The 20,877-nt window shown below is 71.8% G+C and carries 21 protein-coding genes; 13 read left to right on the top strand and 8 right to left on the bottom strand.

Annotated elements, in window-relative coordinates; all coding sequences use genetic code 11:
* The first annotated feature begins 42 nt into the window (after positions 1 to 42).
* Positions 43 to 219, top strand: coding sequence for a hypothetical protein (locus tag Msi02_RS02675; RefSeq protein WP_239108057.1), 177 nt, complete (start codon positions 43 to 45; stop codon positions 217 to 219).
* A 95-nt stretch (positions 220 to 314) separates the two neighbouring features.
* Here Msi02_RS02675 and Msi02_RS02670 read toward each other — a convergent pair whose 3' ends face one another.
* Positions 315 to 605, bottom strand: a complete 291-nt coding sequence (locus tag Msi02_RS02670; RefSeq protein ID WP_204046883.1) for a CBU_0592 family membrane protein — start codon at positions 603 to 605, stop codon at positions 315 to 317.
* A 103-nt stretch (positions 606 to 708) separates the two neighbouring features.
* Between Msi02_RS02670 and Msi02_RS02665 the strand changes: the two genes are divergently transcribed.
* Positions 709 to 1,665, top strand: coding sequence for a LysR family transcriptional regulator (locus Msi02_RS02665; RefSeq protein WP_204046882.1), 957 nt, complete (start codon positions 709 to 711; stop codon positions 1,663 to 1,665).
* Positions 1,666 to 1,724: 59 nt separating this feature from the next.
* Here the strand turns inward: Msi02_RS02665 and Msi02_RS02660 are convergent, their stop codons facing one another.
* The gene (locus Msi02_RS02660; protein WP_239108056.1) at positions 1,725 to 2,789 is read right to left on the bottom strand and encodes a helix-turn-helix transcriptional regulator; all 1,065 of its coding nucleotides are present in this window, start codon (positions 2,787 to 2,789) and stop codon (positions 1,725 to 1,727) included.
* Positions 2,790 to 2,904: 115 nt separating this feature from the next.
* Here Msi02_RS02660 and Msi02_RS02655 point away from each other — a divergent pair, with 115 nt between their 5' ends.
* Positions 2,905 to 4,287, top strand: a complete 1,383-nt coding sequence (locus Msi02_RS02655; protein WP_204046880.1) for an FAD-binding oxidoreductase — start codon at positions 2,905 to 2,907, stop codon at positions 4,285 to 4,287.
* Between the two features lie 30 nt (positions 4,288 to 4,317).
* Here the strand turns inward: Msi02_RS02655 and Msi02_RS02650 are convergent, their stop codons facing one another.
* Entirely contained in the window at positions 4,318 to 4,896 is a 579-nt protein-coding gene (locus tag Msi02_RS02650; RefSeq protein WP_179155441.1) for a hypothetical protein, read from the bottom strand.
* Positions 4,897 to 5,027: 131 nt separating this feature from the next.
* On the opposite strand from Msi02_RS02650, the gene Msi02_RS02645 reads away from it, so the two are divergent.
* Positions 5,028 to 6,176, top strand: coding sequence for a lipase family protein (locus Msi02_RS02645; protein WP_239108055.1), 1,149 nt, complete (start codon positions 5,028 to 5,030; stop codon positions 6,174 to 6,176).
* Between the two features lie 81 nt (positions 6,177 to 6,257).
* Here the strand turns inward: Msi02_RS02645 and Msi02_RS02640 are convergent, their stop codons facing one another.
* Both Msi02_RS02640 and Msi02_RS02635 read right to left on the bottom strand, forming a co-directional pair.
* Entirely contained in the window at positions 6,258 to 6,926 is a 669-nt protein-coding gene (locus Msi02_RS02640; RefSeq protein WP_204046879.1) for a response regulator, read from the bottom strand.
* Positions 6,923 to 7,627: a sensor histidine kinase gene (locus Msi02_RS02635; protein ID WP_204046878.1), complete on the bottom strand. Its 705-nt coding sequence runs from the start codon at positions 7,625 to 7,627 to the stop codon at positions 6,923 to 6,925. Before Msi02_RS02635 ends, Msi02_RS02640 begins: the two co-directional genes overlap by 4 nt.
* A 281-nt stretch (positions 7,628 to 7,908) precedes the next feature.
* On the opposite strand from Msi02_RS02635, the gene Msi02_RS02630 reads away from it, so the two are divergent.
* The 5 genes from Msi02_RS02630 to Msi02_RS02610 all read left to right on the top strand — a co-directional run bounded on the left by Msi02_RS02630 (position 7,909) and on the right by Msi02_RS02610 (position 12,263).
* A complete protein-coding gene (locus Msi02_RS02630) occupies positions 7,909 to 8,613 on the top strand; it encodes an ATP-binding cassette domain-containing protein (RefSeq protein WP_204046877.1) in 705 nt (234 codons plus the stop codon).
* Positions 8,610 to 9,374, top strand: a complete 765-nt coding sequence (locus tag Msi02_RS02625) for an ABC transporter permease (RefSeq protein WP_204046876.1) — start codon at positions 8,610 to 8,612, stop codon at positions 9,372 to 9,374. The genes Msi02_RS02630 and Msi02_RS02625 overlap by 4 nt, the downstream gene beginning before the upstream one ends.
* On the top strand, positions 9,371 to 10,138 hold the full coding sequence (locus tag Msi02_RS02620) for an ABC transporter permease (protein ID WP_204046875.1): 768 nt from the start codon (positions 9,371 to 9,373) through the stop codon (positions 10,136 to 10,138). Before Msi02_RS02625 ends, Msi02_RS02620 begins: the two co-directional genes overlap by 4 nt.
* Before the next feature lie 74 nt (positions 10,139 to 10,212).
* On the top strand, positions 10,213 to 10,884 hold the full coding sequence (gene npdG / locus Msi02_RS02615; protein ID WP_079319317.1) for an NADPH-dependent F420 reductase: 672 nt from the start codon (positions 10,213 to 10,215) through the stop codon (positions 10,882 to 10,884).
* Positions 10,885 to 10,970: 86 nt separating this feature from the next.
* Positions 10,971 to 12,263 (top strand): esterase-like activity of phytase family protein, encoded by a 1,293-nt coding sequence (locus Msi02_RS02610; protein WP_239108054.1) that lies wholly within the window; start codon positions 10,971 to 10,973, stop codon positions 12,261 to 12,263.
* A 22-nt stretch (positions 12,264 to 12,285) separates the two neighbouring features.
* Here the strand turns inward: Msi02_RS02610 and Msi02_RS02605 are convergent, their stop codons facing one another.
* Positions 12,286 to 12,966 (bottom strand): alpha/beta hydrolase, encoded by a 681-nt coding sequence (locus Msi02_RS02605; protein WP_204046874.1) that lies wholly within the window; start codon positions 12,964 to 12,966, stop codon positions 12,286 to 12,288.
* A 113-nt stretch (positions 12,967 to 13,079) separates the two neighbouring features.
* On the opposite strand from Msi02_RS02605, the gene Msi02_RS02600 reads away from it, so the two are divergent.
* Positions 13,080 to 14,258, top strand: a complete 1,179-nt coding sequence (locus Msi02_RS02600) for a trans-sulfuration enzyme family protein (protein WP_204046873.1) — start codon at positions 13,080 to 13,082, stop codon at positions 14,256 to 14,258.
* Positions 14,259 to 14,326: 68 nt separating this feature from the next.
* Here the strand turns inward: Msi02_RS02600 and panB are convergent, their stop codons facing one another.
* Complete coding sequence (gene panB, locus Msi02_RS02595; RefSeq protein WP_079319314.1) at positions 14,327 to 15,172, bottom strand: 3-methyl-2-oxobutanoate hydroxymethyltransferase; 846 nt, start codon at positions 15,170 to 15,172, stop codon at positions 14,327 to 14,329.
* 201 nt (positions 15,173 to 15,373) lie between these two features.
* On the opposite strand from panB, the gene Msi02_RS02590 reads away from it, so the two are divergent.
* Together Msi02_RS02590 and Msi02_RS02585 are read left to right on the top strand one after the other, a co-directional pair.
* The gene (locus Msi02_RS02590; RefSeq protein ID WP_204046872.1) at positions 15,374 to 16,672 is read left to right on the top strand and encodes an MFS transporter; all 1,299 of its coding nucleotides are present in this window, start codon (positions 15,374 to 15,376) and stop codon (positions 16,670 to 16,672) included.
* Between the two features lie 419 nt (positions 16,673 to 17,091).
* Positions 17,092 to 18,609, top strand: coding sequence for an MFS transporter (locus Msi02_RS02585; protein ID WP_079319312.1), 1,518 nt, complete (start codon positions 17,092 to 17,094; stop codon positions 18,607 to 18,609).
* Positions 18,610 to 18,622: 13 nt separating this feature from the next.
* On the opposite strand, the gene Msi02_RS02580 is transcribed toward Msi02_RS02585, so the two are convergent.
* Complete coding sequence (locus Msi02_RS02580) at positions 18,623 to 19,825, bottom strand: RNA-guided endonuclease InsQ/TnpB family protein (protein ID WP_204046870.1); 1,203 nt, start codon at positions 19,823 to 19,825, stop codon at positions 18,623 to 18,625.
* Between the two features lie 167 nt (positions 19,826 to 19,992).
* On the opposite strand from Msi02_RS02580, the gene Msi02_RS02575 reads away from it, so the two are divergent.
* Complete coding sequence (locus Msi02_RS02575) at positions 19,993 to 20,616, top strand: TetR/AcrR family transcriptional regulator (protein ID WP_204046869.1); 624 nt, start codon at positions 19,993 to 19,995, stop codon at positions 20,614 to 20,616.
* Positions 20,617 to 20,877 lie beyond the last annotated feature (261 nt).

Genomic DNA, 20,877 nt, shown 5'->3' with positions numbered 1-20,877 from the left:
CGGCCAAGTCTAGTTGCGCGTCAAGGGGGCACGATTATGGGCGTGAGCGATCAATGGTGGTTCTGCCTGAAGCACATGAGCGTCGAGCCCGAGAGGGGCTGCCCGAACAAGGACCGGCTCGGTCCCTACGACTCCCGCGACGCCGCCGCCCACGCGCTGCAGACGGCGGCCGAGCGCAACGAGCGCTGGAGGGAGCAGGACAAGGACTGGGACGACTGATCCCCTGACCCCGTCTCCCGGGCCCGGCCCACCGGCGTCTCTCCCCGGGCCCGGTTCTCCCTGTCCCACCGTGCCCTGTCTTACCGTGCCCTGTCTCACCTTCCAGTGGCCGGGGCGGGCGCGGCCGCGTGCCGCCGGGCCGTCGCGCGGCGGGCGACGAGCCGGCCGAGCGTCCACACGCCGATGCCGCTCCACACGAGGTTGAGTATCGCCGAGGGCCAGGCCGAGTGGTACGCACTGTTGATCATCAAGGTGGCCGCCCCGCCGAGGTTGAGCAGCTGGTAGGGCAGCCCGTCCCCGGACATCCTGCCGGACGACACCATCGCGTACGCCAACAGGAGGACGACGGCGCCCGCGGTGCCGATGATCGTGATGAAGGTGGACATCAGGACGGCTCGCCGTCCACGCGAATGCTCATGATCCGATGATCCGCCCATGGAGAGTGAAGAGCAAGTGAAGGATTCTTAATCCGCACGTAAGATCTACTGCATGGAAATCGACCCGCGGCGGCTGCGGATCCTGCACGAGGTGTCCCGCAGAGGCGGCGTCATGAAGGCCGCGCAGGCGCTGCACCTCACGCCCTCGGCCGTCTCCCAGCAGCTCGCCCAGCTCGAACGGGAGGTCGGCCTCGCGCTGTTCGACCGATCGCAGCGCAGGGTCACGCTGACCCCGGCCGGCCGGGTGCTGGCGGCGTACGCCGAGCGCATCGAGGAGCAGCTCGCCGAGGCGAGGCACGAGCTCAACCGCTTCGCCGAGCGGCTGTCCGGGCCGGTCACGATCGCCGCGTACCCCACCGTGATCCGGCACCTGCTCGTCCCCGCCCTGCGCGAGCTGGCCGCACGGCACCCGCGGATCACGCCGGTGATCCACGAGCTGTTCGGGCCGGGCGCGGTGCAGGAGCTGCGCCTCGGCGGTGTGGACCTGGTCGTGACGGAACGGGACATGAGCCAGCCGGCCGCGTCCCTGCCGTCGATGTCCCGGCACCGCCTCTACGACGACGAGTACCGCATCGTCGCCCCGCCGTCGTGGGACGAGGTGCCGGCCACCGTCGCCGACCTCGTGGACCTGCCGTGGGTGGCCGGAGTGCCCGACCAGGCGTGTGGGCAGGCGCTCGAACGGCTCGCCCAGCTCCACGGGTTCGTCCCGCGCCGCGTGCACCTGATCGCGGAGTTCCCGCCCGTGCTCGGGCTGGTGTCGGCGGGGCACGGGGTGGCGATCGTGCCGTCGCTGGCGCTGCTCGACGTCCCGGCGGGCGAGGTCGTCGTCACCGGCATCCGCGGCGTGGGCAGCCGCAGGATCGAGGCGCTGACCAGGGTGAGCCGTACGACGTCGGGAGAGCCCGACCCGATGCAGGCCGTGGTGATCGAGGTGCTGCGCGAGGCGGCAGATGCCGTGGACCGGCGGGTGCGCGAGCTCAGCCGGGCCCCGCTCGGCCCGTCCATGTGACGCCCTGTCCATGTCCTGACGGACCCGAAGGCCGCACCCGCACGGCCCGAGGCGCTCGGTCACTCCGGTGGCGTCGCGGGGTGCCCGTGCAGGAGAGCGGCGAGTTCGGACCGGCTCCGGGCGCCGGTCTTGGTGAAGACGGCCTTGAGGTGGTCCTGCACGGTGAACGCCGACAGGAAGAGGACAGAGCCGATCTCCTTGTTGGTGAGGCCCCGTCCGGCCAGCGCGGCGATCTGCCGTTCGCGGGCGGTGAGCCGGTAGGCGTCGGCGAGCAGCTCCATGATCTCGTGCGGGCGCGTGGCCTCCAGGATGACGGAGACCGAATCCTCCCCGAGACGCTCGGCGTGCGCCGTCAGCCACCGTCCGGTCCGGACGCGCAACCGGACGCGATGCGGGGCGCCGGAGACGGCGCGCCGGTGCGCCGCGTGCACCAGTGACGCCAGCGTGTACGGGAGATCGCCGAGGCGGCCGTCGTCGATCTCGTCGAGCAGCCGCCGGGCGGACGCCGACATGTGCTCGACCACGACGGCGCCGGCCACCCTGCACAGCAGCAGGCCGGGACCGCCGTCGCCGGCCGGCGGCCGTGCGGAGAGCACCGTGGCCCGGCGCAGCCCGTCGGCGACGACGCGGCTGATCCCGCGCAGGACGCCGAGCTCCCGCGCCGTGAAGTCGGGGACGTCGGTGCCCCGCATGAGGACCATCGCACCCCACACCCGGCCGTCCTGCGCCCGGAAGGCGACGCGGACCTCGTGCCCGACGCCGGACGGGCTCAGCACGTCGCGGAAGCGGTGGCTGCGATCGAGGTCGCCACCCGTCGCCTGCGCCAGGGTGCGTGCGACCACGCCGCTGCGGACCAGTTCGCGCATGGTCAGGACGTCCGGGTCGCTCTCCTGCTGCTCGATCTCGGTCAACCGGCCGAGCAGCCGGAACGGCAGTCCTTCGTCGTGGAAGCCGCCGCTGATGTTGTGCGTGTCCGGGTCGATGGTCAGCGCACACCACAGGTCGGCCGGAACGACCCGGGTCACCTGGGCGGCCACCGCTCGCTCGAGCGCCAGCGGGGAGCCCGCCCGGCGAGACAGGTCGGCCACCGCCTCCCGTACGTCTCGCACCGTCGCACTTCTCACCGCGCCAGTATGGGCGCGCTCCCGCGTCCGGACCATCCCTCACATCAGGGATGCCGCCCGCGCGCCGCCCTGCCCCAGGCTTGGCGCGGTCACGACGACAGACAGGAGAACCGACATGACCATCGGCGTTCCCGCTCCCGCCCTCGACGGCTTCACAGGCGAGCTGCTCACTCCGCGCCACGCGGCCTACGACACGGTGCGGCGGATCTGGAACGGTTCGATCGACCGCAGGCCCGCCTTCATCGCCCGGTGCCGTTCGACGGCGGACGTGGCCGCCGCCGTGGTCTTCGCCCGCCGGCACGGCCTCCCTATCGCGGTGCGCGGCGGCGGCCACAGCATCCCGGGCTACTCGGTGGTCGAGGGCGGGCTGATGATCGACCTCAGCCCGATGAAGGGCATCGCGGTGCGCGCGGCGGCTCGCCTCGCGGACGTGGACCCGGGGGTCCTGTGGCGGGAGTTCGACGCGGCGGCGCAGGCGGAGGGACTCGCGACACCCGGCGGTGAGATCTCCGACACCGGAGTGGCGGGCCTCACGCTCGGTGGCGGCATCGGCTGGCTGTCCCGGCTGCACGGCCTCGCCGCGGACAACCTGCTCGGTGTCGAGCTCGTCACGGCGGACGGGGACGTCGTGACGGCCGACGACGACACCGACCCCGAGCTGATGTGGGGGCTGCGCGGCGGCGGGGGCAACTTCGGCATCGTCACCCGGTTCACCTTCCGCCTTCACCCGGTCGCTCCCGCGTGGGCCGGCATGGTGCTGTATCCGGGAGAACTCGCCCGCGACGCCCTCCAGGCCTTCCACGAGGCCGGCGAGCGGGCGCCGCGCGAGCTGTCCCTGGTCGCGGCGCTGGTGTCCGCCCCCGCGGCGCCCTTCGTGCCTGCCGAGGCCGTCGGCAGGCCCGTCGTCGGCGTCGCGGCCGCCTACTTCGGCCCGCACGGCACGGGTCAGGAGCTGACCGCGCCGCTGCGCGGCCTCGGACGGCCGCTCGTCGACACCTTCGGGGTGACCGGGTACGTCGCCCTGCAGCGGATGCTCGACGACGCGAACGTCCCCGGGCGGCAGCAGTACGTGCGTTCCGACTTCCTGCGGGGCCTGCCGGACGAGGCCGTCGCCGCGCTCGCCCACCACGGCACCCACCCGTCGTCGCCCCTGAACCAGGTGCTGCTCCGCCGTCTCGGCGGCGCCGTCGCCGACAGGGACCCGGGGGCGACGGCCTTCGGTCACCGGTCGGCGGACTACATGACGATGATCGCGGCCACCTGGGAGGACCCGGCGGAGGACCCCGAGCGGCACCGCCACTGGGTGAGCGAGACGTGGAACTCCACCCGGCCGTGGGCCCACGGCACCTACGTCAACCATCTGGGCGACGAGGGCGGCGGCCGCATCCGAGAGGCGTATCTGCCGGGCAGCTGGAGCCGTCTGACCCGGCTGAAGGCGCGCATGGACCCGGACAACGTCTTCGCGTCGAACCAGAACATCCCGCCCGCAGGCGCCTGAGGCGCGCCGGAGGGCCGGAACCGGGTGGCCTCAGTCGCTCACGTGGGGGCCGGTGATCCGCTCGGCCAGGCGGGCGAGGCGTTCCCGCAGGCCGAGCCGCCGCACCTCCCCGGCCGCGCTGCTCACCAGGTGCTGCGCCGCGTCGAAGCTCAAGGCGGTCCCCTCGGCCGGTACGGCGATCGCGTCGTGGGCCAGGGCCTCCAGTTCGGGGTCGCCCCCGTCGATGGCGAGGATCGTGGCGCCGGTGCGGCGGGCGTCGTCCACGCGCTCAAGCAGGGGAACGGGCGCTCGTTGCTCGGCGACCACGAAGAGCGTCTCGCCCCTGCCGGCGCTCCGCAGCCGGTCCATCCCGACCCGCAGGTGGGCGGGCGCGCCCGGCGGCGGCGCCCAGCGGACCAGCGTGGGGGAGAGCTGGGCGAGGCCCGACAGCCGGGCCTCGTCGGCGAGATGGGCGGTGACGTGCCACGGCTCCTCCTCGGGGGTGCCGACGACGAGGAGCCCCCCGGGCGACCGGGTGGCCCGCAGGGCCAGGCCGAGCTCCCGGGTGCGTTCGAGCCATCCGGTGGAGGCGAGCACCTCGCGCAACAGGTTCACCGATGCGGCGTCCATGACCGTCATGGTGCCTGACACGAGCGCGTGAAGTCCCGCCAATTGGGTCCTTGACACACCGTTACCGCCGGGTAACGATCAGGCCGCGGCGCCGATTGTGGAACGTGATCCGACAGCCGGAAGGCGGCTTTATGAACCTTCGCGTTCGTGCCACCCTGTCCATGATCGGGGCTCTTCTCCTGCTGCCCGCACTGGGCGGCACCGCACGCGCGACCTCCGCCGGGGACGTCGTCGAAGCCGGCCGTACGACGGTCTACCTCGCGCCCGGCAAGCTGCTGGAGGTGCCGGTGAAGGCCTGGCACCTCCGCTACCGGTCCACCTCGGCGACGGGAGAGCCGAACGTCGTCTCGGGCACCCTGCTCGTCCCCGACTCCCCGTATCCCCTCGGCAAGCGGCCCATCGCCGGGTACGCCGTCGGCACCCACGGCATGGGCGACCAGTGCGCCCCGTCGGCCGCCATGGCGAACGGCACCGAGGCCGAGCTCGCCATCATGAGCCTGATGCTGCTCAAGGGCTGGGCCGTGGCGGTGACCGACTACGAGGGCCTCGGCACGCCGGGCGACCACACGTACATGGCGGGCCTGTCGCAGGGGCACGCCGTGCTCGACTCGATCAGGGCGGCGACGCGGGTGCCGGAGGCGAACCTGTCCACCGGCGCCCCCGTCGTGGTCATGGGGTACTCGCAGGGCGGGTCGTCGGCGGCCTGGGCCGCCCAGCTCCAGCCGTCGTACGCGCCCGAGCTGCGGCTCAAGGGCGTCGCGGCGGGCGGGGTGCCGGCCGACCTGCGGGCGGTGGCCGAGCACCTGGACGGCACCGGCGACTTCGGGCTCGCCGCCGCGGCCGGCATCGGGCTGGACGCCGCCTACCCCGAGCTGCACCTGGACGGCTACCTGACCCCCGAGGGCGCGGCGCTGTTCGGCGACGCCCGCGACGACTGCGTGAGCGACCTGCGGACCAAATTCGGCGGGCGGCGGCTGGCGGAGTTCACCACCGCCGACGTGCTGAACCTGCCGGACTGGCGGGCCCGTCTCGCCGAGAACCGCCTCGGCGCGTCCGCGCCGCGGGTGCCGCTGTTCCTCTACCACGCCAAGGGCGACGAGATCATCCCGTACGAGGTGGGCAGGACCCTGCGGAAGGAGTACTGCGCGCGGGGCGTGAACGTCCTGTGGACCGGCCTGCCGGCCGGCAGCCACGTGCTCGGCGCGGTCGAGGGCGCCCCGCTGGCGGTGGCCTGGCTCGCCACCCGCGTGGCCGGTCTCCCCGCGATCCCCAACTGCTGAGCGTCTCGGAAAGCCACCGCCGGCGCCTTCCAGGAAGGCGGGACCGCCGGCGGTGGCGATGAAGCCGAGCACCCGCGCGCTTCAGCGGCCTACGAGGTCGCCCTCGTAGGCCGCGATGACGAGGTGCGCGCGATCTCGTGCCTGGAGTTTGCTCAGCAGGTTGCCGATATGTGTCTTGACGGTCTTGATCGAGATCGTGAGCCTCGCGGCGATCTCGTCGTTGGAGAGCCCACGACCGACCAGAGTGAGAACCTCGGTCTCCCGCTCGGTGAGAGCGTCCAGACGCGCCGGCTTCGCGCGTGGTGGCTGGGCGATGTAGGCCTCGATCATGCGGGTGAGGACTTGCGGGGCGAACAGCGATTCGCCCCGATGAGTCCGGCGGATCGCGTCAAGGAGCGTGTCGGGGTGGGAATCCTTGAGGAGGAACCCGCTGGCGCCGGCGTGGAGGGCGGCGCGGACATACTCGTCGAGCTCGAACATCGTGAGCACGATGACCTTCAAGGATCCGATGCCTGCGTCGGCCATGACGCGGCGGGTGGCCGCGATTCCATCGGTACCCGGCATCCGGATGTCCATGAGCACGACGTCAGGGCGCAGTTCGGCGCTCAGCCTGACGACCTCGTCGCCGGTGCCCGCCTCGCCGACCACCGTCATGTCGTGATTGGCGTTGATGACGGCGGCAAGGCTGTGACGCAGCAAGGGCTGGTCGTCGGCGATGACGACGCGGATCGGGGTTCCGCGGTCGTTCATGACATTCGAGCCTCAGGAATACGGGCGGTGACGCGAAAGCCGTTCTCGACGTGCCGGGCTTCGAAGGTTCCGCCGATCGCGGTGATGCGTTTCCTCAGCCCCTCGATTCCGTGCCCGGCTCCCGGGTGCGGGGTCCATCCGTCCACCGGGCCTTCGTCCCAGACGCTCGTGACGATCCAGTCGCCGTCGCGACGGACGTACACGTTCGCGCCGGTCGGTCCGGCGTGCCGGGCCGTGTTCGTGAGGGCTTCGCGCACGATGGAGCAGACCGCGAGCTGTGCCCCGGAGCTGATGTCGTCGATCTCCCCGAGCCTGAGCCTGACGGTTGGGCCTGCCCTTTCGGCATCCTCGATGATGGCCGGCAGGTCGTGGAGGGAGTCCGCGGGCCGCAGAGGTGCGGCCGCAGCAGTCGAGTCATGCAGCACGTTGAGCATGCGGCGCAGCTCCGTCGTGGTCTGCCGCCCGATGCGCTCGATATCCGACAGCGCCGTAGAGGTGTCGTCTCCCGTGCCGGGATAGCGTGCGGCGCTCGCCCGAACAGTGATCAGGCCGAGGCCGTGCGAGACGATGTCGTGCAGTTCGCGCGCGATTCGGAGACGTTCGGCCTGCGTCGCGCGTTCGCCGGCCCACGCCGTGAGCCGCGCTTCGTACGCGATCCGCTGCCGACGCGCGCTGAACGCCGCCCACACGGTGACCGTCAACGCCAGTGCGGCGATGACGACGGGAAGGACGACCGCGGCGGTACCCCGCGGCTGACCGCGAGAAGGGCGAGCAGGAGCACGACGTGAACGGCGATGGCCAGTGGCCAGACTCGCCGCCCGCGTCTCGGAAGTGCTTGGTCGACCCCCATGGTCCCAATCTAAGGACGCGCCCCTGAACGGCGCATCGGACCAGGGTCGGAGAGATCTGAGTCCGAGCCGCGCAACCGAGTCCGGTCGTCGGTCCGATGACCGGAGGTGATGCCTCGCGTTCACATGTGGACGTGATTACGATCGACAACCTCGTCAAGCGGCGGGGCTCCAGAGAGATTCTGAGCGGCATCAGCTTCCGGGCCCGCCCCGGAAGAGTGACCGGGTTCCTCGGCCCGAACGGCGCGGGCAAAAGCTCCACACTGCGCATTCTGCTGGGCCTGGATCGGGCGACCTCCGGCGCGGCGCTCATCGGTTCCGTCCCGTTCGCGAAACTTCCTGACCCGCTCGCCATGGTCGGGGCCATGCTGGACGGCCCCGGCGCGCATCGGGCGCGGACGGGCCGGGCGCACCTGCGATGGGTGGCCCGCTCCGCGGGGTTGCCGCGTGCACGTGTCGACGAGGTGCTCGAGGTCGTGGGCCTGACGAACGCCGCGTCCAAGCGCGTCGGCGCTTACTCGCTGGGCATGGGACGTCGGCTCGGGCTGGCGACGGCGCTGCTCGGCGACCCGGAGATCCTCGTCCTGGACGAGCCGGTGAACGGGCTGGACCCCGACGGCATCCGGTGGATCAGGACCCTTCTTCGCGAACGCGCCGCGTCCGGCCGGACCGTGCTGCTGTCCGGCCACCTGATGGGGGAGCTCGCGGAGACAGTGGATGACGTCGTGGTCGTCAACGAGGGCAAAGTCGTGGCGGACGGCACCCTCGGCGAGGTCACCGGCGCATACCGCACCCTTGAGGACGCGTTCTTCGCCCTCACCACCGGTGCTGCGTCATGAGGGCGCTCGCGGCAGAGACCTCGAAGCTCGCCTCGTTGCCGGCGGTGTGGATCGCGACGGCGGCCGGGGTGGTCGTGCCGGGCGTGATCGCCGCGATCACCGCCTCCGCGGCCCTCGGCGCGATCGACCGAGGCCCCGCGGCGATCGCCGCGATCGATACCGGCTATCAGGAGCTGGCTTTCGGCGTGGTCGGAGCGATCATTCTCGGCGTCGTCGCCGTCAGCAGCGAGTACGTCACCGAGAGCGCGGACTCTGGAGGCGGGCGTCAGATCACCACCAGCCTGACCGCAGTCCCCTCCCGCCTCCGATTCCTGCTTGCGAAGTTGTCCGCGATCGCGATCAGCAGCGCGATGCTCGCCATCACCGCGGCAGTGACCACCATGGGCGTCGTCCGGGTGGTGCTCGGCGAGCACGCCCCGGCACTGGGAGCGGACGACGTTCCGCGGCTGGCGGGTGTGGCCTGTTACTGGGTGTACTCCGCGCTCCTCGCCGCCGGAATCACCGTACTCACCCGCCACGGGGTCGTTCCGCTCGCGGTGCTCATCGCGAACACCTCGGTCGTCTCCGTCACCTACCTGCTGACCAAGATCACGCCGCTCGCGAATTACCTGCCCGACATGGCCGGGGTCCGGATGTTCATCCGGAAGCTCGCCGACAGCACCGCCGAGATCAGCCCGCTCACCGGGGGCCTGGTGATGACCGCCTGGGTGACGGTGCTGCTCGTGACCGCCGCGATCTCGTTCACGCGGAGGGACGCATGACGGTCCCCCCGGCGACTCGCACCCGTGGCCGGGAAGCGGCCCAGGCGCTCGCGGCGGAGCTGTCGAAGCTCGCGACTCTTCCGGCGACCTTCCTCACGCTGGGAGGCACTTTCGTAGTGAATCTGATCCTCGCGATCGCGTTCACGAACGCCGGTCTGCGGGATTCGACCGGAACCAGGAGCGCTCCTGACATCGGACTGGCTTCGATCGGCTACGGGCAGGCCGGCTTCGTCATCCTCGGCGTCATGGCCGCGTGCTCCGAGTACGTCGGCGGGCAGATTCGCACCACGCTGACCGCGATGCCTCGCCGCGCCCTCCAGTTCACCGCCAAGCACGTCGCGTTGGCGATCGTCGTGCTTCCCGCGGCGGCGATCACGGCCGCGTCCGGGGTGGCGCTCGCGGCCGGTGTGCTCGGCGACACGGCCGCACCCGTGACCTCGGGCCGTGTCGCGGGGGCGCTGGGCGGCGTGACCGCGTACCTCGCGCTCACGACGCTGATCAGCGCGGCCGTCGGCGCCCTCGTGCGCCGGACGCTCGCGGCGGTCGTCGTGTTGCTGGGGTATCTCTTCATCGCCGGACCGCTCCTGCGCGACCATGTCCCCGCGGCGAGATACCTCCCGGACAGTGCCGGATTCGCCATGTGGTTCCCGCCGGCCGAGGACGCGGGCGCGGTGACACCGGTGCACGGTGGGCTGCTCCTCATGGCCTGGACTGTCGTCCTGATCGCCGTTGTCGTGCTCGGATACCGCCGCTGGGACGTGTGAAGCGCGGTCCTCGGCATCCCGGCGGGGACGCCCCGGAGAGGTCGCGGCGATGACCTGCTGGCATGATCTGACCCATGGTTGAGCACACCACCGTAGATCTGCCCGACGTCTCCGCGCTGACCATCGGCATCCTGGGCGGTACCGGGGATCAGGGCAAGGGACTGGCCCGCCGGTTCTCGCTGGCCGGGCACACCGTGCTGATCGGCTCGCGCAGCGCCGAGCGCGCCCAGGAGGCGGCGCGCGAGATCGGCGTACGCGGGGCCGCGAACGCCGACGTGGCGGCCGAGGCGGACGTCGTGATCGTCGCGGTGCCCTGGGAGGGGCACAAGGCGCTGCTGGAGTCCCTGCGCGAACCGCTCGACGGAAAGATCGTGGTGGACTGCGTCAACCCGCTCGGCTTCGACAAGCAGGGGGCGTACGCGCTGCCGGTGGAAGAGGGCAGCGCGGCGCAGCAGGCGGCGGCGGTGCTGACCGGCAGCCGGGTGGTCGCGGCCTTCCATCACGTGTCGGCGGTGCTGCTGCTCGACCCCTCGGTGGCGGAGATCGACCTCGACGTGCTCGTGCTCGGCGACGACCGCGAGGCCACCGACGTCGTACGCGCGCTCGCGGGCCGCATCCCCGGCGCGCGCGGCGTCTACGCGGGCCGGCTGCGCAACGCCCACCAGGTCGAGGCGCTCACGGCGAACCTGATCTCGATCAACCGCCGATACAAGGCCCACGCCGGCATCCGGGTCACCGACGTCTAGCCATCCGCGCTTCATCCGATCGTCACGTCGGAGACGTGGACGTTCACTACCTTCGGGCGCTGTCATCGCTGTCTGAAAGGTCTCCAGTGCTCCGTCACGTCTCCGCCGGTCTGGCGATCGCCGCCGCGCTCACCCTCACCACCGGTACGGCCGCCGCCGCCCCGGCCAAGGGCCCCGTCGTCGTCGCCGACGTCACGCTCCCCGCCCCCGCGCTGAAGCAGGTGCAGCCGTCCATCGCCGACGACCGCGGCGTGCGGCTCGGCGGCGTCGGCAGCGGCCTGTTCCCGGCCGGCCGTGCCGGGGAGTTCTGGCTCGTCACCGACCGCGGCCCGAACGGCCAGCCGACCGTGGACGGGGAGAAGCGCAGGACCTTCCCGGTGCCCGAGTTCGCCCCGGCGATCGTCCGGGTCGCCGTCACGCACGGCACGGCGAAGATCAAGCAGTACGTCCCGATCGTCGGCGCCTCGGGCAAGCCGGTGACCGGCCTGTCGAACCAGGCGGGGCACGACGAGACGCCCTACACCTGGGACGGCCGCACGGCGCTGCCGTACAACCCGAGCGGGCTGGACGTCGAGGACCTCGTGCGCACCCGCGACGGCGACTTCTGGCTGGTCGACGAGTACGGCCCGTCGCTGGTGCGGGTGTCGCCGGACGGCCGGGTGCTGGAGCGGCACGTCCCCGCGGGGCTCGGGCTGACCGGCGCGGACTATCCGGTGAAGGAGACGCTGCCCGCGATCCTGGCGAGCCGCCAGCAGAACCGCGGGTTCGAGGGGCTCGCGATCTCGTCCGACCAGCGCACGCTGTACCTGGCCGTGCAGAGCCCGCTGGCCAACCCCGACAAGAAGGCCGCGAAGAAGTCGCGGATCGGGCGCATCCTCACCTTCGACCTGCGCGGCCGGAAGGTGACCGGGGAGTATCCGTACCAGTTCGAGGACGTCACGACCTTCGACCCGACGGTGAACGGCGACCAGAGCGAGATGAAGATCTCCGGCCTGGCGTACGCCGGGCGGGACCGGCTGCTCGTGGACGAGCGCACGGACAACGTCGCGCGGGTGTACTCGATCGACCTGACGAAGGCGACGAACCTGCTCGGCGGGCCGTACGACGACCCGAAGACCAGCCCGTCGCTTGAGGAGCCGACCGGCGGGTCCGGCCTCAGGCTGCCCGCCAAGTCGCTCGTGCTGGAGCCGAACGCGCTGGTGCCGTCGCTGCCCGGCAAGATCGAGGGGCTGGCGGTGCTCGACCCGCACACGATCGCGCTGGCCAACGACAACGACTTCGGCCTGGGCGACTTCGGCCCCGACGGCAGGCTGGTGGACAGCGGCGTGCCGAACCGCCTCGTCGTCGTCCGGCTCCCTCGCGCACTCGGCGCCCGCTGAGCGTGCCCGCCCACCGGTGCGGCTATGTGGCGGTGGCGAGCAGCCAGTCGGCCACCGCCTCCGGCGCGACGAGCTGGTGCAGGTGCTCGCCGGGGACGCGGGCGACCGGCCACCCGCGCTCCCCGGCCTCGTCGGCGAGGGCGGCGTACGCGTCCGCGAACCACAGGTAGCCGCTCCTGAGATGGTCCCAGCGGGCCGGCACCGGGATCTCCTCCTGGTAGTACGCGAGGGGCAGCCGCGCCTGCTCGGCCACGACCACCTGGCGGAGCACCGGGTCGGGGAGGAGGGCGGCGACCTCGTCCTCGGGCCACCAGTCGGTCCAGCGGGGCAGGACGCCCGCGTCGTCGGCGAGGGAGCGCAGGAAGCCGAGGTGCTCCGGCTCCGCCGCCCGGCACGCGCCCCTGCGCGGCGGCAGGGCGGCGTCGACGAACAGGCACGCGGCGACCTGCCCGGCGAGGGCCTGCGCGATCAGCGGCACGAACAGCCCGGCGTTGCTGTGCGCCACGACGGCCAGCGGGCCGCGCGGCGCGCTCGCCGCCACCTCGCCCACCACCCTCGGCCAGTAGGGCGGCGGACCGGCCGTCACGTCGGTCAGCCGCGGCACCACGGCGGTGTGCCCGCGCGCCCGCAAAATCTCGGCGACGGGGGTCCAGGTCGAGGGGCCGACGGAGGGGCTGTGCACGAGGAGGAAGCTGACGTCCATCTCTTCATCCTCACCATGGGCGGCGGCGCCGGACGCCTTCTCCGCTCGCCGCGTAACCGATCGTCGGCCGCCCAACCTGACAAGAGTGCAGTTTCTGGGTAATTCTGGACGGCATGAGCTCCCTGCATCCGGAAACGCGCGTCGTCCACCTGCCCCGCCCCGTGCCGGAGGCGAGCACCCCGATCTCCATGCCGATCTACCAGACCTCGGGGTTCGTCTTCGACGACCCGGCCGTCTTCGCCGACGGCATGGGGCGGCCCGACGGGGCGTACGTCTACGGCCGGCTCTCCAACCCCACCGTGCGCGCGCTGGAGGAGGCGGTCGCCGGCCTGGAGGGCGGCGTGGCCGCCGTGGCCACCGGCTCGGGCATGGGCGCGATCAACGCGGTGCTGCTCGGCCTGCTGAAGTCGGGCGACCACGTGATCGCCCAGTCGGCGCTGTACGGCGCCACCGCGCAGACGCTGGCCGACCTCGCGGAGCGTTTCGGCGTCGAGGTCACCCGCGTGCCGCAGGACGACCCCGCGGCCGTGCGCGCCGCCGTGCGGCCCACGACGAAGCTGCTGTATCTGGAGACCATCGCCAACCCGATGACGCAGGTGGCCGACCTGCCGGGGATGTGCGCGGCGGCGCGCGAGGCCGGGATCCTCACCGTGGTCGACAACACCTTCGCCTCGCCGGTCCTGTGCCGGCCCATCGAGCACGGTGCGGACATCGTGGTGCACTCCGTCACCAAGTACCTGTCCGGGCACACCGACGTCGTCGGCGGGATCGCCGTGTTCGCCTCCGAGGAGGTGTATCGCACGGTGTGGTCGTACGCGGTGGAGCTCGGCACGACGGCCGACCCGTTCGCCGCGTGGCTGACCCTGCGGGGGATGCAGACGCTGCCGCTGCGGATGGAGCGCCACTGCGCCAACGCCCGCGTGCTCGCGACGCGGCTCGCCGGGCATCCGGCCGTGGCCGCGGTCCACTGGCCGGGCCTGCCCTCCCACCCGTCGCACGAACTCGCCACGAAGCTCCTGCCCGACTTCGGCGGCGTGTTCTCCTTCGACCTCGCCGCAGGGCGTCCCGCCGGCGAGGCGTTCATGCGCAACGTGCGGCTCGCGCTGCTCGCGCCCTCGCTCGGCGGCGTGGAGACCCTGGTCCTCCACCCGGCCACCACGTCGCACCGCTCGGTGAGCGCGGAGGGCCTGGCCGCGGCGGGCATCGGCGAGGGGACGGTCCGGGTGGCCGTGGGCATCGAGCACGCCGAGGACCTGTGGGCCGACTTCGCCCAGGCGCTCGACGCGATCTGAGGCGCCTCCACGAGGAGACGCCGGTCACGGGCGGCCGCCGCGCGTCGCGGCGGCCGCCCGCCGGGGCGTCAGCGGTAGCTGTGCTCGGGCCTGGGGAAGACGCCGGAGACGACCTCGTCGGCGTACGCGCGGATCGCCCGGTCCATCTCCCCGGCCAGGTCGAAGTACTTCTTCACGAACTTCGCGGGCTGCGGGGTCAGGCCCATCAGGTCCTGCCAGACGAGGACCTGCGCGTCGGTGTGCGGCCCCGCCCCGATGCCGATCGTGGGGATGCTCAGCGAGGTGGTGACCCGCTGGGCGAGGTCGGCAGGAACGCATTCGAGCACGACGGCGAAGGCGCCCGCGTGCTCGAGCGCCTTGGCGTCGGCCATGATCTCGTCACCCGCCTGGCCGCGGCCCTGCACCCGGTAACCGCCGAAGGCGTTGACCGACTGGGGGGTCAGGCCGAGGTGGGCCATGACCGGAATCCCGGCCGACACGAGCATCTCCACCTGCGGGAGGACCCGGTGGCCGCCCTCCAGCTTGACGGCGTGCGCGCCGGCCTCCTTCACGAAGCGGGCCGCGGTCTCCAGGGCCTGCTGGGGTGAGGCCTGGTAGGAGCCGAACGGCAGGTCGGCCACGACCATCGCCCGCGACGAGCCGCGTACGACCGCGGCGGTGAGCGGGATGAGGTCGTCGACCGTGACGGGCAGCGTCGAGTCGTAGCCGTAGACGACCATGGCGGCCGAGTCGCCCACGAGCATCACCGGGATGCCCGCCTCGTCGAACACCCTCGCGGTCATCGCGTCGTACGCCGTCACCATCGGCCACTTCTCGTGGCGCTCCTTGGCTGCCGCGATGTCGCGGACGGTGACCCTGCGTCCCGCAGCCCCGCCGTAGAGGGCGGGCTTGGACACAACGGAAACAGAGGACATGGCTACCTCCAGGCCTCGTGGCGCCCCTGTGGCGTCCCCGGACAGTCAGATCATTGCATGCCGCCATGGGCTGGAACACCCCCATACGGGCGCCGTAATCCTGGCCTGCGGCGAGTGGGACCAAAGGGACGAATGAGGCGACCCGGCCGCAGGAATGTCGGAGGCACCCGGCACAATGCCGTGCGGAGGTAAGGAACCACAATGGCTTTTGATCGTTACCGGCGGGTGCTCGCCCTGCCGGGTGTGCGGGCGTTGCTGCTGGTCGGCATGATCGCGAGAATTCCCCTCACCGGCACCGGCATGACGCTGACCCTGCACGTGGTGAACGACCAGAAGCTGGGTTTCCTCCAGGCGGGTCTGGTCGGCACCGCCTCCATGGCGGGCGCCGCGATCGGCTCGCCGCTCGTCGGCCGGTTCGTCGACCGGCGCGGGCTGCGGCCGGTGATGGCCGTGACGACCATCGTGCAACTGTGCCTGTGGTGCGCCGCGCCGGCGATGCCGTACGCCGTGCTGCTGCCGGGCGCGCTGATCGGCGGGCTGTTCAGCCAGCCGGTGTTCGGGGCCATCCGGCAGTGCGTGGCCGCGATGGTGCCGGTGGAGAACCACCAGACCGGCTTCGCCCTCGACTCGATGGGCGTGGAGTTGTCGTACATGGTCGGCCCCGCCCTCGCCGTCGCGAGCGTGACGGCGTTCGGCAGCACCGCGACGATGTACGGCGTGGCCGCCGGTCTGGCCGGCTCGGGGGTGGCGCTGTACCTGCTCAACCCGCCCACGCGGTCGGCCGAGGAGGCCGAGGAGGCCGCGGGGGCCGTCCCCCGGCGGCAGTGGCTGCGGCCCGGCCTGCTCGCCCTGCTCTGCCTGGTGTCCGGGCTGACCTTCGTGCTCACCACGACCGAGTTGAGCGTCGTGGCGATGCTCAAGGCCGACGGCGCGACCGCCTGGACCGGGCTGGTCCTCGCGCTGTGGTGCGCGTACTCGCTCGTCGGCGGATTCGTGTACGGCGGGCTGTCCCGGGGGCTGTCGCCCGGGCTGCTCGCGGGCGGCCTGGCGCTGCTGACCGCGCCCGTGGGCCTGGTCGGCGGGGGCTGGGGCTGGCTGTGCCTGGCGCTGGTGCCGGCCGGGCTGCTGTGCGCGCCGGCGCTGTCGTCCACCGTGGACGCGGTCAACAGGCGCGTCCCCGCGGCGGCGCGGGGTGAGGCGATGGGCCTGCACGGCACGTCGCTGACGATCGGAGGAGCCCTGGCCGGTCCCCTCGCCGGCGGGCTCCTGGACGCCCACGGCCCCGCCTGGGCCTTCGCCGTGTCCGGAGCGGTCGGCGTCGCGCTGGCCCTGCTCGTCGCCCTGGTACGGCGCGAGGCCCCGGCCGCTGCCCTCGCCCCGGCCGGATCGGGCACGGCGAGCGAATCGCAGGGCGTGAGCGGTTCCGGCGCGGCGACCGGATCGGACGTGGCGGCCGGGCCGGACGCCGCGACGCCCCTGCCCGCCTCCGTCGCGGAATAGGACCGGGCAGGGGAATCGATTCCGCCCGGACCGGGAATAGAACCGGCCCCCGCGCGGATGTACAGGGGGTGCGGCTGTCCCTCGGGGCCGCCGCGCGGAGGGCGTCCGCCGCCTGCTCCGGGTGGCCGCGCGAGACGCTACGGCGTCCCGGCGCTCTGTGGCCCGTGGCGTGCCGGGATGCAGGTGCATCGGAGGCGGGCGGTGCGCGGCCCGGCGCCTCGGCCGAGCGATTTTGTCCAGCTGACCAGCGGATACGGCGGTACCGCCCGGATTATGAAACGGTCCCGTTGCGTATCGGAATGAAGTAGCGCTACGCTTGCGTTGCGAAACACAACCGTATCGAAATCATGGGGGAATCCGTGGAAGCTCGTCCAGAAGCTCATACAGGTCACCCACGCCGATGGCAGGTCCTCGGCGTGATGGTGTTCAGCCTGCTGGCCGTCGTCCTCGACAACACCATCCTCAACGTGGCGATCAAGACGATCGCCGATCCCGTCCACGGGCTGGGCGCGACCCAGAGCGAGCTCGAATGGGCGATGAACTCCTACACGCTGGTGTTCGCCGGCCTGCTGTTCACCTTCGGGGTGCTGGGCGACCGCTACGGGCGTAAGCGGATGCTCATGGTCGGCATGGTCCTGTTCGGCCTGGCCTCCCTGGCCAGCGCGTACGCGCAGGACCCGATGCAGCTCATCGCGGCGAGGGCCCTGATGGGCCTGGGCGGCGCCGCCATCATGCCGGCCACGCTGGCGATCATCTCGAACGTCTTCCCGATCCACGAGCGGGGCAAGGCGATCGGCATCTGGGCCGGCGGCGTCGGCATCGCCGTGGCGATCGGCCCGATCACGGGGGGCCTGCTGCTCGAGCACTTCTGGTGGGGCTCGGTCTTCCTCGTCAACGTGCCCATCGTGCTTGTCGGCCTCGTGCTGATCGCCACGATCGTGCCCGACTCGAAGGACCCCAACAAGGCCGGCCTCGACCCGGTCGGCGTGCTGCTGTCCATCCTCGGCCTGATCAGCCTCGTCTACGGCATCGTCCGGATCAGCGATCTCGGCACCGTCGCCGACGTCTCGGTCATCGTGCCGTCGCTGCTGGGTCTCGCGATCCTCGCCGCGTTCGTCTGGTACGAGAGCCGGATCGACCACCCCGCGTTCGACGTGCGGAACTTCCGCAACGCCGGCTTCTCCACGGCGATCGCCACCGTCGGCCTCGTGTTCTTCGCGGCCATGGGCGTGATGTTCTTCCTGGCCTTCTACTGGCAGATCGTCCGGAACTACTCGCCGCTGCAGTCGGGGGCGCTCGTGCTGCCGTTCGCGGCCGCTCAGCTGATCTTCGCGCCGCAGAGCGCGCGCATGGTGCAGAAGTACGGCGCCCGGGCCGTCGGCACGGTGGCCATGCTCGTCATCACGCTGGCCCTGACGTCCTACGCCTTCGTGCAGGTGGACACCCCGATCTGGATGCTGCTGGCCCTCGGCTTCGTCCAGGGCGCCGCGATGGCCAACATCATGCCCCCGGCGACCACGGCCATCATGAACGCGCTGCCGCGTGAGAAGGCCGGTGTGGGCTCCTCGATGAGCAACGTCGTCCGTCAGGTCGGCGGCACGCTGGGCATCGCCATCCTGGGCGCGATCCTGTCCGCCAGCTACCGCAGCGACATGGAGGGCAAGGTCGCCGCTCTGCCGGAGCAGCTCCGCCACGTCGTGACCGAGTCCATCTCGGGCGCGGCCGGCGTCGCCGGGCACCTGGGCCCGCGGGGCGCGAGCCTGCTCGACGCCGCGAACGCCGCGTTCGTCACCGGCATCCACTGGGCGGCCCTCGGCTCGGCCTTCGTCGCCCTCGTCGGCACCCTCGTGGTGGCCCGCTGGATGCCGGGCAAGGCTGCTTCGGTCGACGCCGCGGTCATCAAGGCTGAGACCGAAAAGGAAGCAGCGGTAGTTTGACTTCCTTCCCCGCCTAAGGGCGGGGGAGTCCATCCCTCACGGGCTTGGTTTCCTGCTTCACCGCCGACCGCCGAAGGGAGGACCCTTGCGGACTCACGTCAGCTCCACAGGCAGACACCGCTCGACCAGCGGCCAGGATGTTCTTGGCGGCGTTGACGTCCCGGTCGTGCCGGGTGCCGCAGCCCGGGCACGTCCAGTGCCGGGTGGACAGGGAGAGTGCGGCGAGCAGGTGTCCGCACGCCGAGCAGGTCTTGGACGAGGGGTACCAGCGGTCGATCACGACCAGGCGGCGGCCGTGCCGCTGGGTTTTGTATTCGAGCTGGCGGCGGAACTCCCCCCAGCCACAGTCGGAGATGGCCCGCGCCAGGGAACGGTTACGGACCATGCCGCGCACGTTGAGGTCTTCGATCACGATCAGATCGTGGTCGCGGACCAGCCGGGTGGAGGTGCGGTGCAGGAAGTCGGCGCGTGCGTCCCGGACCTTGGTGTGGGCGCGGGCGACCTTCGCCCTGGCCTTGGCCCGGTTGCTGCTGCCGCGCTGTTTTCGGGCCATCCGGCGCTGGTAGCGGGCCAGGTTTTTGGCCTTGCGCTCCAGATGGCGCGGGTTGGGGATTTTGTCTCCGGTGGACAGGACGGCGAAGTGGGTCACGCCGAGGTCGATGCCGACCTGGCCGCCGGTGGCGGGCACCGGCTCGGGTCCGGTCGCGGTCTCCACAGCGAGGGAGGCGTACCAGCGGCCGTCGCTGTCGCGGGAGACGGTCACCGTGGTCGGGTTGATCGTGGCGGGGTCGACCTCGGGCCAGGACCACGCAAACGCGATCGGGTCGTTCATCTTCGCCAGCCACAGTCGGCCGTCGCGCCAGCGGAACGCCGAGCGGGTGTAGGTGGCGGACTGGCGGCCGTGGCGGGACTTGTAGCGTGGGGAGCGGGCGCGTCCGGCGAAGAAGTTCGCGAACGCAGTGTGCTGGTGGCGCAACGCCTGCTGCAGGGGGACACTGGAGACCTCGTACAGGAAGTCGTGGCCGCCGTCGCGTTTCAGCTCGGTCAGGTACCGGTCGGTCCGCGCGTAGGAGGTTGTGGCACCCTCGGCGTGGTAGCGGGCCTGCCGCCATGCGAGGACTATGTTCCAGACCAGGCGTACGCAGCCGAACGTGCGGTTCAGCACCGCTGCCTGTTCGGGGGTGGGGTAGACCCGCACCTTGTACGCCGTACGCATGTTCGGATTTTACTGTCACTTTGTTCGCTTGGTCGGCGAAAGGAGCAAGGTCGTGAGCGCTTCGGGCTTTGGGCTGTCCCGGCTTCGCCGGGCCACCCCTGACGTGGTCCGGCTTCCTCCCGGCCCTGAAGGACCGGGCTTCCTCCGGAGGTTGCGGTGAACTCGTCATGAAGACGCAGCAGACGGCTGAGGGGGTGGCCCGCCCGGCGGGCCGCCCGCGCAGCGAGAAGGCGGAACGGTCGATCATCGAGGCCACTCTCGAACTGCTCGGTGAGGGCATCGGGGTGTCGGAGCTGTCCATCGAGTCGATCGCCAGCCGCGCCGGTGTCGGGAAGACCACGATCTACCGCAGGTGGTCCAACAAGGAAGACCTGGTGGTGGACGCCCTGGCGACGCTCAAGCCGCCGATCCCGCTGCCACAGGGCGGAACCGTGCGGGACGACCTGGTGACCTACCTCCGGGTGATCCAGGAGGAGGCCCTCCACCACCGCACCCGTTGCATCATGAACATCGCCATGAGCGACTCCGAGCGGCATCCCCGCCTGGCGGAGCGGTTCCGCGAGCTGGCCGTGGAGCCGCGCAGGGCGGTGGTCGCAGCGGTCCTGCGGCGGGGCATGGAGACCGGGGAACTGCGCGCGGACCTCGACATCGACATGGCGCTCGCGCTCCTCAGCGGGGCGGTGATCTGGCTCACGAAGTGGTCGCACCCCGGCGACTCCCATGCCGGCCTTCCCGAGCGGATCGTCGATGAGGCGCTCAAGGGCTTCCGCCCCCGCCCCTCCGAGCCGTGACCCGTCCCTCCACCCCCGAGCTGTGACCCGGCTCTCCACGCCCAGGCCGTGATACGGCCCTTCACCTCCGACGCCGTCGTGACCGCGGGCTCCTCGCGGGAGCCCTGCGGTCGGGCTGCGCCCGGAGCGGCGTACCGTGCTGGGCGTTCTGGAGGGAGCCGGGTACCACTGGCGGGAACGGAGGAGAGGGCGGGCGGCCGTCTGCCGGCGAGGCCGCACCCGATGACCCCGTCCCCATCGACCCCGTGACCGGTGCCGGAC

The sequence above is a fragment of the Microbispora siamensis genome (genome assembly GCF_016863095.1).
Lineage (GTDB): Bacteria > Actinomycetota > Actinomycetes > Streptosporangiales > Streptosporangiaceae > Microbispora > Microbispora siamensis.
This window is presented reverse-complemented; position numbering and strand designations above follow the sequence as displayed.